This is a genomic window from Oribacterium sp. KHPX15 (genome assembly GCF_900107835.1).
GTDB lineage: Bacteria > Bacillota > Clostridia > Lachnospirales > Lachnospiraceae > Oribacterium.
Map to the genome: position 1 here is coordinate 1 of NZ_FNRG01000024.1, position 15256 is coordinate 15256.

At 43.9% G+C, this 15256-nt stretch carries 13 protein-coding genes; 11 read left to right on the forward strand and 2 right to left on the reverse strand.

Annotated features, from left to right (window positions below):
- The 7 genes from BLV86_RS12995 to BLV86_RS13025 form a co-directional block, all read left to right on the forward strand.
- Window positions 1–298, forward strand: a 298-nt coding sequence (locus BLV86_RS12995) for a CAP domain-containing protein (protein ID WP_090818224.1), incomplete at its 5' end; no start/stop codon positions are given.
- A 311-nt stretch (window positions 299–609) separates the two neighbouring features.
- On the forward strand, window positions 610–1761 hold the full coding sequence (locus BLV86_RS13000) for a hypothetical protein (protein WP_090818227.1): 1152 nt from the start codon (window positions 610–612) through the stop codon (window positions 1759–1761).
- Between the two features lie 147 nt (window positions 1762–1908).
- Complete coding sequence (locus BLV86_RS13010; protein WP_090818232.1) at window positions 1909–2847, forward strand: hypothetical protein; 939 nt, start codon at window positions 1909–1911, stop codon at window positions 2845–2847.
- Window positions 2848–2900: 53 nt separating this feature from the next.
- A complete protein-coding gene (locus tag BLV86_RS13015) occupies window positions 2901–3908 on the forward strand; it encodes a M20/M25/M40 family metallo-hydrolase (protein WP_090818235.1) in 1008 nt (335 codons plus the stop codon).
- Window positions 3887–4018, forward strand: a complete 132-nt coding sequence (locus tag BLV86_RS18460; protein ID WP_278308793.1) for a hypothetical protein — start codon at window positions 3887–3889, stop codon at window positions 4016–4018. Before BLV86_RS13015 ends, BLV86_RS18460 begins: the two co-directional genes overlap by 22 nt.
- Window positions 4019–4139: 121 nt before the next feature.
- Entirely contained in the window at window positions 4140–5474 is a 1335-nt protein-coding gene (locus BLV86_RS13020; RefSeq protein ID WP_090818238.1) for an ATP-binding protein, read from the forward strand.
- Window positions 5475–5557: 83 nt separating this feature from the next.
- Window positions 5558–6175 carry a sugar O-acetyltransferase gene (locus tag BLV86_RS13025; protein WP_031554454.1) on the forward strand — a complete coding sequence of 206 codons (618 nt, stop codon included), beginning with the start codon at window positions 5558–5560 and terminating at the stop codon, window positions 6173–6175.
- Window positions 6176–6266: 91 nt separating this feature from the next.
- Here BLV86_RS13025 and BLV86_RS13030 read toward each other — a convergent pair whose 3' ends face one another.
- On the reverse strand, window positions 6267–8267 hold the full coding sequence (locus tag BLV86_RS13030; RefSeq protein WP_090818241.1) for a transporter substrate-binding domain-containing protein: 2001 nt from the start codon (window positions 8265–8267) through the stop codon (window positions 6267–6269).
- A gap of 11 nt (window positions 8268–8278) precedes the next feature.
- A complete protein-coding gene (locus BLV86_RS13035; RefSeq protein ID WP_242873311.1) occupies window positions 8279–9862 on the reverse strand; it encodes a sensor domain-containing diguanylate cyclase in 1584 nt (527 codons plus the stop codon).
- Window positions 9863–10393: 531 nt separating this feature from the next.
- On the opposite strand from BLV86_RS13035, the gene BLV86_RS13040 reads away from it, so the two are divergent.
- From BLV86_RS13040 to BLV86_RS13055, 4 genes are all read left to right on the forward strand, one after another.
- Window positions 10394–12151 carry an amidohydrolase gene (locus tag BLV86_RS13040; RefSeq protein ID WP_090818246.1) on the forward strand — a complete coding sequence of 586 codons (1758 nt, stop codon included), beginning with the start codon at window positions 10394–10396 and terminating at the stop codon, window positions 12149–12151.
- 159 nt (window positions 12152–12310) lie between these two features.
- Window positions 12311–13042, forward strand: a complete 732-nt coding sequence (sfsA, locus tag BLV86_RS13045) for a DNA/RNA nuclease SfsA (protein ID WP_090818249.1) — start codon at window positions 12311–12313, stop codon at window positions 13040–13042.
- Window positions 13023–13658, forward strand: a complete 636-nt coding sequence (locus BLV86_RS13050) for a haloacid dehalogenase-like hydrolase (protein ID WP_090818253.1) — start codon at window positions 13023–13025, stop codon at window positions 13656–13658. The genes sfsA and BLV86_RS13050 overlap by 20 nt, the downstream gene beginning before the upstream one ends.
- Window positions 13659–13661: 3 nt before the next feature.
- Complete coding sequence (locus BLV86_RS13055) at window positions 13662–15251, forward strand: xylulokinase (protein ID WP_090818255.1); 1590 nt, start codon at window positions 13662–13664, stop codon at window positions 15249–15251.
- Window positions 15252–15256: the final 5 nt, after the last annotated feature.

Below are 15256 nucleotides of genomic sequence, written 5' to 3' on the forward strand. Positions count from 1 at the left end.
TTCAGCAGTTCAGTACAGCGCATCACTTGAGACAACATCAGTAGTAAGAGCAAACGAGATCACAACTAAGTTCTCACACACAAGACCGGACGGGACAGACTGGTACACAGTTAATGCAAACCTTCAGTACGGCGAGAACCTTGCAGAAGGCTACAACACAGCGGATGACGTAGTTAACGCATGGATGGCATCACCTACACACAGAGCAAACATCTTAAAGCCGGACTTCAAAACATGCGCAATCTCAACAACAACTCAGAACGGAAGAACATACTGGGCACAGGAATTCGGAATCTGATAAAAAGATAATAAACCTCTCCTTATAAAATATACCTCCATACATAAAAGACTCTATCGGAACCAAATCCGGTAGGGTCTTTTAGCTGGTTTATTCACCTTTGTAAATAACCCTTTGGATGTTTTATCAGATAAATATTTGCCATGTAGTCTGTGATACAATAGAAATCAGTTCAGTTACTGAAAATATCATAAATTAGCAATATAAGGGAATTAAAAATGAAAAAAATATCCGACAAAAAAATAAAATCCTTACTAATATGTGTTGTGGTTATATTCACAGCGTTTTTTATTGTATCGTGTGGGGATGAGATGATCTTTCCAAGGGAATCAGACGCAGAAAAAGTTACTACCACGAATGCAGTGTATCTTGGGATTAAAAATTATGGACAGGAGGAGGTCAATAAGGATAATAAAGACAGCTTCCAGTACATGTTTGAAATAGATGGCAAAGAGAGTACTTTCCGGATGGATAATGGAACCGTAAATGAGGATGGGGCATATGATTATCCAATTCAGAATATTCTGAAGGAAGGATACAGCTATTTAGTTGGTATAAGCGGTAATACTATCATTTCGGCGGAAGAGACAGGAGACGAAGAAGTGAGCTATGTACCTAAGGTCCAGGGAACTCCGGGAAAACGTACGCTTTTAAATTTTTTAAAGACCGCAATGATGCCTGTCGGAACAACGCTGTATATTTATGGCGGTGGCTGGGACTGGCAGGATGTAGGTTCCGCAATACAGACGAGAACAATCGGTGTTTCGCCGGACTGGGTAAAGTTTTTTGATGAGCATGATGAGGATTTTACCTACAAGTCAAAAGACGGGAATGAAGATAATTCCGATCCTTCAACCAGCTATTATCCTTATGGCGGATATAATGAATACTATTACGCAGGTCTGGACTGTTCCGGGTATTTAGGCTGGATTTTGTATAATACCTTTGAAACAGAGAATGGGAGAGATGGTTATGTGGGTGGCTCCACCGGTATTGCAAAAAGGCTCTCTAAAATGGGCTTCGGCGAGTGGACACAAAATGTCAAAGCACCGGACGGAAAGAACGGATATGAGATGAAGGCAGGGGATGTCATGAGTATTAACGGTCATGTGTGGGTAAGCCTCGGTACCTGCGATGACGGTAGTGTGGTCATAGTCCACAGTACACCTGCAAACAGCAGAACAGGGCAGCCCGGAGGTGGCGTGGAGATCAGTGCAATCGGAACCACAAAAGACTGCAAGGCATATATTCTGGCAGATCACTATATGTCAGAGTACTATCCCAAGTGGTATGAAAGGTATCCGGTAAAACTGGCTGAACCTGAAGTGTACTTCACTTTTGAGGGTGAAAATGCCGGTCGTTTTACCTGGAATACTGAAAATACTACAGATGGAATTACGGATCCGGAAAGGGTAAGTGAGAAAAGCCCGGAGAATGTTCTGAAAATGTTGTTTGCAGAATGAATGATAAGGGTGCCAGGGACTCTTACATACCTGCCAGGCTTCAGGCGCTAATGGTGCCGGAACTCTTGTTATCACAACTCATGATATTGAAGATTACCAGATTGCAGCATAAGAGATGCTTTATTTTTGGGACGGAGGAACAAGTTTATGAATCAGAAATTATTAATAGAGTTTAAAAATCATATCGATTTGGGGGATCTGATAAAAAAATATAATCACAGCTTCGATGAGTATGTAACAATGCAGATCGGCTTTGATGGAAACGTTTATATTTTATTCAATAAAAACATTCCGGAACGAATAGATGGAATGTTTGTTCCAACAGAGTCAAACAGTAATTATTCTGTTTTGCTATTACAGATTGACTGGAATGAAGAAAAAATAATAAATGAAAAGTATTATGATCTTGGAGTTCAGAAGATGAATTACAGCTTTGTCCAGCCAATTTCTGAGGGCCTTCTTTTGGTATCTTCGAGATGCAGATTTAATAAAGGAAATCCGGAAAATAATGCTGCAATAGTTGATTTTAATGGAAATATAATCGATGAATTCTGTCTTGGAGATGGGATATCTCATTGCTTTGTTCATCCTGATTTAGGAATTGTTATCGGGTACTTTGATGAAGGTGTCTTTGGAAATTACGGATGGAATAATCCGCTAGGTGCATGTGGTGTCAGGGTCTGGGGAAGAGGCGGTCAGGATATATGGCAAGCAGACAAAAATATCTATGATTGCTATGCTATGAATATAAGTGAGACAGGGACTATCTGGTATTACTACTATGATGAATTTAAACTTGTCAATGCAAGTATAAACAATTCTTGCGAAAGAGAATACATTCCTGAAATAGACGGAGCGGTGTCTCTTATTATTTCAAAAGATAATCTCACAATAATGATGGATAAAGGATACGATGCCAATGATGAATTCGTGGCAAAAAAGATAATAGACGATAAGCTTTGCGATGAAGTGAATATTAGCTTTATGTATCAGGGGAAATGCCGTAAAGTCAGTTTGATTTCTTCATATGGTTCCAAAGCTGCATTTGTTGAAAATGGAACTTGTTTATTTTTAAGAAGTTTCTAGCTTGAGCCTTTGAGCAGATTCAGACATAAATCCTCTGAAGGGACTTTTGAAAAATGAGTATTGAAATAGACAGTATAGTAAACACTTTCGTTGAGCTTAGCCGAATCGATGGTATCAGCTGCAAGGAACGACAAGTTGCAGATCACCTCATAAAAATATGGGGTGATTTTGGCGTAAGATTAATCGAAGACTCAGTCGGAGTAAAATTCGGTGGTGATACCGGAAATCTTTACGGCTTTATTCCGGGAACCGGAACAAAAAAAGATGCGGAGCCGATCCTTTTCTGTGCACATATGGATACGGTATCTCCGGGCCTCGATAAAAAAGTGATACTTCATGATGACGGTCGTATAACAAGCGACGGAACCACTGTTCTGGGAGCCGATGACAGAGCAGCACTTACATGTATCTATGAGGCCTACAAAAAGATTCTTGAAGAAGGGCTCGATCATCCTCCGATCGAACTTTTATTCACCGTGGCTGAAGAGTCCTACGGATTGGGATCAGATGCCTTTGACTATTCCATCATTAAATCAGAAAAAGCCTTTGTACCCGATGCCAGCGGTGATTTTGGAGTCTACTCATCCCAGGAGCCGACACTTGTTAATTTTGAAATAGAGATTTCCGGACGCTCTGCACATGCGGGATTCGAGCCGGAGAATGGCATTAATGCATTGGCCATAGCGGCACAGGCTGTTAGTAAAATAAAGCAGGGCTGGACAAACGACCACACTACTTTGAATTTCGGGACCATCAAAGGCGGCACAGTTAGTAATGCGGTTCCCTCATCAGTAACCCTGACGGGAGAGGTCAGAAGTTCTGTTCATGAGGAGGCGCTCTCCACAGTAGAGCATATAAAAAATGTCTTTGAAACGGAGGCTGCACATATAGGCGGGAGCATCAGCATGGACAGTGCTCCAAAGATCTACACCTACAGGATAGATCCTGAATCCCAAAGTCTGAAGCTTTATGAAAAAGCTCTTGCTGCTTTTTCTCTAAAGCCCGTACCAAAAAATCCTTCGGAGGCAGCGACAACAATATGCTTATCAGAAAGGGTATAGATGGTCTTTGCATATTCAATGCCATGCACGATATACATACCGTAAACGAGTACACTACGGTGGAAGAGCTGAAAAAAACAACTGAGCTCATAAAACTATTGATGTCATGAAGTCATGCTTTTTGAATGAAATAAAATGTGATAAATAACGCTAAAAGTGCCTCATAAAATGTGATGATGTTTATTGAAGTGGCTATTATTTTGTGATAATATGTGCTTGGAGGTAAAGAAATTGTATTACAGACGAAAGATTGATGATTATTTAAGTAATTGGAAAGCGGATCCAGCGCATAAACCTCTTATAGTAAAGGGGGCACGACAGATTGGTAAAACAGAATCAATCATGCATTTTGCTAAGGCTAATTATGAAAATGTTGTATATATAAATTTTGCTTTAGAGAAGAAATTCTCGCAAATACTTGCAGATGGATATGATGTTGCAAGTGTTATAAAGAATATATCATTGGCTGATCCATCTATAAAGTTTGTCCCTAACAAAACGGTTATCATTTTTGATGAAATTCAGGAAAACCCCGATGTTGCAACAACACTTAAATCATTTAAGATAGACGGTAATTATGACGTTATTTGTAGTGGTTCTATGCTAGGAATTAATTATAAGAAGATTCATAGTAATAGTGTTGGGCATAAAACGGACTATGAGATGTATTCAATGGATTTTGAGGAATTCCTTTGGGCTAAGGGCTATAATCAAGAGCAGATTGACTCAATCTTATCTCATATGATAGAACTCAAGCCATTTAATGATAATGAGTTAGCTATTTTTAAGAGTTTATTCCTTGATTATTGTGTACTGGGAGGAATGCCGGATGTCGTAAAACTATATATTGAAACCGGAACATTTTCTGGAACTCTCGATGTACAGGAACAGATTAGGCTTGATTACGAAGAAGACATAAGAAAGTATGCAGAAGGTCTTGATCAAACTAAAATTATAAGCGTTTATAGAAGCGTTCCTGCTCAGCTTGCAAAGGAAAACAAGAAGTTTCAGTTTAATAAAATTTCGAAGAATGCCCGTTCAAGAGAATATACCGGATGTATAGAATGGCTTATTGATGCTGGCGTTATAACTGAGTGTAATTGTTTACAGTATCCTGAGTTGCCATTAAAGGGAAATATCGAGGAAAGTAAATATAAGTTGTACTATCCCGATACTGGATTATTGGTATCTGCATTAGACGCGGAAGCCCAAGAGGATTTGAGAGTTAATAAAAATCTTGGCGTATATAAAGGTGCTCTTTACGAAAATTTTGTGGCAGAGGCTTTTGTTAAGCAAGGTTTAGGACTCTTTTATTATAAGAAAGAAAACTCAACATTAGAGGAAGATTTCTTTGTAAGGACTCAGAATAATTTGATTCCAGTCGAAGTTAAGTCAAATAGTGACCAGTCAAAATCATTATCTTCGCTGATAAAAAATGAGAACTATAGCGATATCTCATATGGGATAAAGCTGGGAGACTTCAATGTTGGTAATGCAAATAACATATATACTTTTCCATATTTTTGTGCATTCAAGACGAAAGAGTATTTAAAGAAAAGGGATTGATCGAAAATTAACGTCGTAAGGAAAAGAGGCACAGGCAGCTATCGCCGAGTGGCGGGAAGATAATAGATGGGACAGGAGAGATTATGACAGAATATGAACGAATGAAGAAGGGTTTAATCTATGATCCCGGAGATGCTGAGATAATGAAAGAACAGGTCCCGTTCCAGGATAAACTCTGGGAATTTAATCAGCTAAAACCTTCTGATTATGAGAAGAAAGAACTATATATGAAAGAGGTTTTTGCAGAATGTGGAGAAAGATGTTATATAGAGCTGCCTCTTCATGCTAACTGGGGAGGACATCATGTTCACTTTGGAAGTGGAGTATATGCCAACAGTAATCTTACTCTGGTGGATGATGGTCATATTTATGTTGGGAATAAGGTGATGTTTGGACCAAACGTAACTATCGCTACTGCAAATCATCCTATAGAAGCTTCTTTAAGAGCCAAGGGACTGCAATACAATAAGGATGTCCATATAGGGGATAATGCATGGATAGGTGCTAATACTGTAGTCTGCCCCGGAGTAACAATCGGACATGATACAGTTATCGGCGCGGGAAGCGTTGTTACAAAAGATATCCCGGATGGATGTGTAGCATTTGGAAATCCCTGTAAAGTACATAGACGTGTCTCTGACCATGATATGGAATATTTCTATAGAGATGAGAAGATTGATTGGGAAAACCTGAAAGATTAATGTAATTACCCCGGCTCTAAAGAGTCGGGGTTTAAAAGGTTTATGATGATTATTTCTCCTCGGATTATAACACTTAAAATCTAAACGATTCCTAAGTGATTTTCATATATGTGACCGCGCAGTATCCGGGGGATAGGATCTGACGGACAGATAATCGGAAATTATCTCCGCTCACTATGTCTGTAAAGTCGTTCTCCACGGTCTCACCGTTTATTGCCGCGCGCTTTACGTTCTGGAACCATGATTCCTCAATATAGGGATAAAGCGTTCTGACTCTTTGCCCGATGACCGAAGCGGCCGAACACCTTCCGTATTCCTCATATTTGTGGTTAACGTAGATGATTTCTGCGTCATACAGCTCGCTGTGCTCCGAATGGATCACATGGTAAACGCTGTAAGAAATGGGAAGATCATCGAAGAGGTGAAAGTCTTCCGCCCTGGGTGTCTGCAGCCGATTCCTGTCAGCCGCCTTTTTCTTCTGTGAGATATACAGCACAATCAGGTACGCCAGCAACGCCGCGACAAGCATTGCAAACAGGATACCCGGATTCTGCCTGAGGAAGCTTTGCAGGCTGATTCCGGCATCTTTCGTGTAATAGTAGGTTAGCGCTGCATTGACGGAAGGCGCCGGAATAGCACCCGCAGTCTTGGTAAGGATAGAATACAGAACCGTATCCGTCCGGTTTACCGCAAAGCAGTAGTCCATCTCCACACCGGTAGACCAGGTGGTAAGGTGGTATTTGTCACACAGGTTGGAAATGTTATTGAAGCGGTAATTGCTGATCAGCAGGCAGTCAGCATGCCCGTCCGCAATTGCCTTGAGGCATTCAGGTGTATTTGAAAAGTAGATAGCGCGCCATTTGGGGAAATGATCCAGCAGGAACTTGTCGTAGTTGGGATTGCCCACGTTTACCGCAACGGTCACACGTTCTTTGCTTGCAAACAGATTCAGATCAGACTCGCGTATCACCGCTGACATATCCGTGCGCATCAGTGCTGGCGTAATAAATACGCCGCTCAGCTCGCCGTCATATTCGGTCAGATTATTGGGAAACACACAGTCTACCTCTCCGCGCTTCAGCGCCTCCATGGCGTCTTCAGCTGTGGCGTAGCAAGTCGGTTCAAAATCGATATGGGCATTTTCCATACAGTTTGAAGCGATGTCCAGATAATCCTTCAGTGCGCCGGTCAGTTCTCCCGTCTTCGGATCCTGTGCGCAGAATGCCAGATAGTTGTCCTGATACCCCACCCGGACAGAGCCGTGAGAGGAAAGCCATTTGATTTCCTCTATGCTGAGATAACGGTTCGGGGCAGTGGTCTGCAGGTACTTGGCGTGCAACTGATGGTTCAAAGACACATTCTCATCCTGCACCCGATTCATTGCGTTGTTCAGCTCCATCAGAAGATCGGGACGCGATTTGCTGACGGCAAAAAAGAAATCGGATGTGCCAATCCTGCATATCGGTACGGCATACTCCTTGTCGAAAAATCCGCCGGGAGATAAATACATATCTATATCGCCGTGAACCAGCTTGGCAATATTTTCATCCTCATTGCCAGTCATCTCCACGATTTCCGCTTGGACCCCGTTTGCCTCCATCCACTCCCGAAACAGGTCGATCTGGATGCTGTCACGGTTTGCGCCGACCTTTTTTCCGTTGAATGTGGAATAGTCCTCCGGGGAAATCTTCGTATGATTGGGCGATACGAAGAGATAATACTCCTCTGAGCCCATGGGAAGGGAAGAATACAGCATTTGTTCCGCCCGTTCTGCGGTATAGGACACATCGCTCAAAAGGTCAATCCTGCCATCCTCCAGCATTTGGAGAAGCTCAGGCCAGCTTTTCTCCACATATTCATAGGTCCAGCCCGAATAGGCGGCGAGCTTCTGCTGGTAATCATAGGAATAGCCGGAACGTCGGCCGAGTTCATCCTTCATGTTGAACGGTGATTCAAACCATCCTACGCGGACGATTTTTTCTGGCTCCTGCGCATAAGCGCAGGTCAGCGGAAGCAGTATCGCTGTCCATGCCGCCAGTGTCAGCAGAAGCGCCAAACGCAGTATTTTGGAGTTCTGTTTTGTCTGCTTCATCGGTAACCTCCCTATCGGCTCCGTTTGCCCTGCTTACGGATACGTTTGTTTTCGTACATGCACTCATCCGCGCGCCGAATGATATCATTCATACTGCGGTCTGTCTGCGGGTTATAGGCGGCGATTCCCAACGAGACGTGTACCTGCTCCCACTCATTCTTTGCCGAGGCGCTGATTTCGACCATGGCAGTCTGAAACCATTGGACGAGGTCACCCCTGTTCCGAAAATCGTCCTTCTGAAGAACAACTGAAAATTCATCACCGCCGATTCGAAATACGGGGCTGTGCGAAAAGACGTGACATATCAGGCGGCTCGCTGTTTGAAGGTAAATGTCGCCTTTTTCATGACCGTATTTGTCATTGATGTACTTCAGGTTGTCGCAGTCAAATACGCCGATTGCAAATTTTGTTTCCTGCCCTTCCGCATCATTAAGGCGCAATTGAAGTTCCTCGATGTAAGTTGTATAGGCGCCCTTGTTGCGCACGGAGGTCAGCGAATCGACATATACCCTCTTGTTCAGCTCGGAGATATGATCCTTCATATGTCCGGACAGCCGCTTGAAGGTGCTTGTAAGTCTGCCGAGCTCGTCGTCGCAGTCATAGGTCAGCGGGTAATCGTAATTGCCCCGGTCCACCTGATTTGCAGCCTCGGTCAGTTCTACCAGGGGCTTTGTGATTCGTTTCGTATAGAACATGATGAAAGTGCTGGATACGACCAGAACAATGAAGGCGAGAACCATGATTTCCATAAACAACAGCTGCCAGTCTCCCTGTGTTTCCGAAATAGGCGCCGTAACGTTCAGGTGCATTCCGTTGCTCAGCGGCAGCCACGCAGAGATTTTATCAACTCCTTCATAGTTGTATCGGATGAAGGTGTTCTTTGAGGCCGCGCCTTCGGAAAATACAGGCAGCTCCTCCTTGGGCAATCGGCTGACGTCGATCCGCGGGTGATAAAAGAGATTACCCTTCTCATCGCTCAAAAACGCATAGCCGTTGCTGTAAAGCCGGATGCTCTCCACCTGCTCTGCCATGGTGGAATAGTCGATCTCAATCCCCACCACACCGACAAACGTGCCTCTCCAATAGATCGGAACATTATAAGATATCACACGCACACCAAGATTGTCCGTGATATACGGTGGGAGCCATACGGGTACTCCCTCGTATTTGGGAACTGTGAACCATACGAGATTTGATGTATCCGCCGTATTATAAAGCGTGATATCGGTAACCTCATGAACTGTAAAGCCTTCCCCTTCGAGGTCTGTGTACCAAAAGCCCTTCACCTTATCGGAGATCTCAGGGTCAATGCGATAATAGTAGGTCAGAACGCCATTCGTCTTGGACGCCATCTCTTCAAATTCTTTTTCCACGCGCTCCATGTGGCGCGCAAGCCTGTTGTCATCGAGCCCGTCCAGATCTGCTTCCACGAAAGTCGCGATATTCCTGACCGATTTCTGCACACTATCGAAATAGTAATCGAGATTTTTCTCACCGGTTTCACACAGAAGCAGCTGATTGGATTTCTGCTGCTCGGTGCGGACGATAAAGACCACACTGAGCAGCGCCATGCTGGTAACTATGGCGACGATCATAAGAAGCGTCACCAGTGTCATTTTCGTTCGTATGGATCGCATAATCATAACCTCTTTGAATAACCAGCCGCCGCATTCTCGTGTTTTTAAACTCGTGTGAGGCTTCACTCTGAAAGTAAAACTGACTCAAAATCGCTCGGATGAAGCGGACGGGAGAAATAGTACCCTTGCGCCAGCTCGCACTATTAGCCTCCGGTCAAGTGTCTGTGCATTGCTTGTTATCTTCTGATAATACAGGTGAGTGCGCTATGGTGGCATCATATTTTTTCCTTTTATATACTGAGATTATACCACATTTCATCACGAACATGACGTTCCAAATATATTCCAAAGTACCGGGATTCGCATATTAGAGCAAAGTTTATACCATACTATTAGGGAGTGCTTTGTGAGTTTGCAGGATTACTTATATTTTATGAGAATGATTCCGATTTTCAGTATGTGGGTGTTATGCCATATCGGAAGTCCACAGTACGATGATTAAGGCATTAACGGTAGGCAGCTAGCTGTTTTATAGAAAGGATAACGAACATGAAAGCAGATAAGATAATTAAAAATGCAAAGATCTATACATCTGACAAAAACAAGTCGATCGTGACTGCTCTTGCTGTAAAGGACGGGAAGTTTGTCTATGTGGGAGACGAGGCCGGTCTTTCTCAGTACGAGGGAGAGGTAACTGACCTCGGAGGAAAATTTGTCATGCCCGGAATCATTGACAGCCATGTCCATGTGACCACCGGCGTTGCATTTGAGTACACTGACCTTGGCGTACCGGTCATGGAATCCACTAAAAAAGAATGTCTTGAGTTTATGGCTGATTATATCAAAAAAAATCCCGGGCTTGAACGCTACAGATTTATGATGGAGCGTACCTGCCTAGCCGGAGAAGAACTTACAAAGGCAGATCTCGATGCTATCTGTCCGGATGCGGAGATCCTGGTTTTGGAGGGTGAGGTGCACAGTAACTGGGTTAACTCCAAAATACTTACGGCTCATGGAGTCACCGATGACACACCGGATCCGGTACCGGGGCTTGCCTATTATGTGCGTAAAGACGGACATCTGACCGGAAACTCTTATGAAACCGCAAGCTGGCCTTTCCTTTTCGATGGTGTCGACAAACTCACGGATGAGCAGATTACCATAGCATTACTTCGCTGGCTGGACTCATCTTTAAAATATGGAGTCAGCGCTGTATTTGATGCCGGATTCCCTGAACACAACCATATGAATGAGCGGATATACTCTATACTTCGTGATCTGGACAAACAGGGACTACTGCCTGTTTATGTTGACGGATGTTATGTGCTCACTCAGCCTGGGAAAACAAAAGAAGCACTTGATGGAGTAAAGCGTTTCAGGGAAGAGTTCAACACTGAGCACATGAAGGTGCATACGTTGAAAATATTTATGGACGGAACTCTGAAGATCGAGACCGCGGCTATGGTCACTCCATACGTTGATACCGGTGCGCTGGGAGCACCGGCCTTTAAGGCAGAGGAGCTTGCCGATATCATTAAGGAGCTTAATGCGGAAGGCCTGGATCTCCATGTACATACCGTAGGTGAGGCTTCATCCAGGGTGGTCCTTGATGGCGTAGAGCTGGCAAGAAAGGAACTGGGAGACGAGTACCGTGTGAAGGTAACCTGTGCGCATCTATGGGTTCAGGACGATGCAGATCTAAATCGCTTTGCGAGTCTCGGTGTAACCGCCAATTTCACTCCATGGTGGCACAGCGGCAACGTAGGCGGCAACCCTGCTGAGTACTGGCCTCAGTTTATCGGGGAGAAACGGGGTCACAACATGTTCCGCTGCAAAACAATCTGGGATACCGGTGCACTTGTGACATGGTCAAGTGATGAAGTCTTTTACGGAGATTTCAGAAACTGGAGTCCTTATCTCGCTATGGAGACAGGTATGACTCGCTGGATCAATGAGCATACTAGATTTGAAGAAACAAGCAGAACTGTTGCCGCATTCCCTCCTTTAAGTGAGAGAATGAATATCGAGGAAATGATACAGGGTTATACCATCAATGGAGCTAAACAGCTCGGTATCGAGGCATCCAAGGGATCTATAGAAATCGGAAAGGATGCGGATTTCCTTGTGTTTGATAAAGATCTGCTCACTGCTGAGCATGAGGGATTCAGTTTCAACATGCCTTGTGAAGTTTATTTCAGCGGAAAAAGTATGACTCCGAAATCCGCACATCTTCTGGCAGAAGGCTATGAGATCATGAATGGCTTAACTGTGCCGGTGGGAACTTCCAACAAAAATAATCACTATTGAGTGTCCGCCTCAGGCAGCCCGTTTCCTCGAGCTGAGAAATCATGCTACCATAAGGATGCTTGGAACCGAAGAGAAATCACAGACTCCTGATGCAGGAATAGAGTTAGGAGACCTTTTAAAATATATCTCCGGCATGGGTAGTACAAAATAAGGTTATTTATGAATTATGAAAATATAGTCCCCGGAGTTTTCCTGAAAAGACCGAACCGTTTTATCGCGGAGGTTGAGATAGATGGCCGGAAGGAAACGGTTCACGTGAAAAATACGGGGCGGTGCAGAGAGCTTCTGGTGCCCGGATGTGAGGTCTGGCTTACGGCACCGGGGACTCCGGGAAGAAAAACAAAATATGATCTTGTGGCTGTGAGGAAAGGCACAGGGGTGTTGTTCAATATCGACAGTCAGGCGCCCAATAAGGTGGTGAAGGAATGGCTTTCGGAACAAGGCTTTGACAGGGTGATCCCGGAGTTCACCTTTGGTGACTCCAGGATCGACTTTTATATGGAAAAGGGTGACGAAAGGTTTCTGATGGAAGTCAAGGGCTGCACTCTGGAGATAGACGGTATGGGATATTTTCCTGATGCGCCCACAGAGCGTGGAGTTAAGCACATACGGGAGCTCATAAAGGCCAAAGCCAGGGGGTACAGTACTATCCTTGCATATGTTATACAGATGGAGGGGGTATCCGAAGTGAGACCTTACAGGGAGATGCATCCTGAATTCGGAGAGGCCATAGATGATGCCTTAAATGCCGGCGTGAAGATATTGTTTCTGAGATGTAAGGTTGAGCCGGATAAGCTGTGGATTGAGCCGGACTCTTTTTTGACAGAGAACAAAATCTTCAGCTTATTTCGCACCAATGCGAGGGAGGCATATGAACGTATACGATTTTGATGGGACAATTTTTTATTCGGATTGCTCGATAGGGTTTGCCCTGTGGTGCATAAAGCGTCACCCGAAGCTGTGGTTTACCTATCTGCCGGGAGTGATAAAGGCCTTTGTACTGCATAAAATGGGGATAGTTCCGAATTACCTGCTTCAGCGAAAAATGTTCAGTTATCTGACTATGATCGATGACTTTGATACTCAGATTGAGAAATATTGGGATAAATACGAGAGCAGGATTTCCGGGTGGTATCTGGCTCAGAAAAGGCCTGACGATCTTATAATCAGTGCCTCTCCGGACTGTATCATCGGACCGATAGCGAAGAGACTCGGTGTGAGGTACATGGCAACGGAATATGACCGTGAATACGGCGTATTTATGAATAATCTTATGTATGCCAGGGAAAAAGCAAAGTATATGATTGACCATGGCTTTCCTGTAATTGACAATTTTTATTCAGATTCACTCGCGGATACGCCCCTTGCTTTATGTGCTGAGAAGGCTCATCTGGTAAAGGACAATGCAACTACGGTAGTGGACTGGCCGGAACTCGATGATGAAACCATGGAAAGGGTAAAAGATAAGATAGACACAGGCTGGAATATACATCTGAAAGAGGATTGATATATGCATTGCATCATATATGACTTTGGTACCAGTAGCGTAAAAAGTTGTCTGTTTAAAATTGATACCGGAATAAATCTTATAGCCAGTGCGGTAGATGAATACAAACTTTATATTTCTGATGATGGCGGTGCCGAGCAGGATACAGAAGAATGGTGGACTGCAATTTGCTCTACAACGAAAGAGCTGTTCAAAAAATCAGATGTAAAACCGGAGGAAATAGAAGGAATTGCATTCTGCTCACAAATGCAGGGAACCGTTCTTGTTGATAAGGATGGAAATGCCTTGAGACGCCCTATGAATTACCTTGATCAAAAAGGAGCCGGGGAATATAAAAAGTGTATGGGTAAAGGGCTTATCAAGGTATCAGGCTGCAGTCTGTATAAGCTTTTGCGAAATCTGATTGTAAACTATGGCGCCAGTGTAAGTGCCAAAGATCCTGTCTGGAAATATAAATGGGTTGAAAATAACGAACCTGAAGTTTACAGAAAAATATATAAATGGCTTGATATAGGAGGCTATCTGGTAGCTCGTACCACCGGAAAGATCGTGCGTACGGCGGACGATGCATTTGCCACCTTTCTCTATGATACCAGAAAAGGAAAAGAGGGCTGGAACAAAGGTCTTCTGAAAATGTATGGAATAAATCCCGATCATATGCCGGATATCATTGACTGTACAGATCTGGTTGGTGGACTTACAAAAAAGGCTGCAGATGACCTGGGGCTTATGGAGGGAACACCTGTATATGGCGGGGGCGGAGATATGACCTTCGTTAATATAGGTGCCGGGTGCGTAAGACCCGGAGATACACATATATATGTGGGCACATCGGGTTGGGTGTCTACATACATGGATCATCAGACAGTCGATCTGAAAGCCATGATAACCGGTGTTTTGTCGGCTAAGAAGGGCTACTTCAGTTACTATGCGGAACTGGAGACCGCCGGTAAGTGTTTTGAGTGGTGTGCGGAGCATCTCGCCCTTGACGAGGTTGGAGTATACCTGGATAAGATCATGATCACTGATATTGAGAGCAAATACATAAGCCTTTATGACTATCTTTCCTCTGAAGTCAGCAAAGTTCCGCCGGGATCAAATGGTGTGATATTTACCCCCTGGCTTCATGGAAACAGATGCCCCTTTGAAGATTCCAATGCCGGTGGAATATTCTTTAATTTAAGGGTCAGTAATGGGAAAAGAGATATGATAAGGGCTGTCCTTGAAGGAATATGCTTTCATCTTCGCTGGCTTCTGGAATGTCAGGGAAGAAAGGTGAAAACTTCCGATCCCATAAGATTTGTCGGTGGTGGTGCATTGTCAGACGTCACTTGTCAGATACTGGCGGATATCACGGGAAGAACTATAGAGACAGTTGATAATTCCCAGGAGGTTGGAGCTGTCGGAACAGCACTTGTTGTTGCAGCCGGGATTATGGGAGAGGATGTCCTTGAGCTTTCACAAAGGCTGGTAAGAGTCAGACATGCTTATAAACCAAATGCTGCCAACAGGGAAATCTATGAGAGAAATTACAGGGTGTTTAAGAGGCTTTACCGTTCCAATGCAAAGAACTTTAAGCTGCTTAATTCCTGAAGATA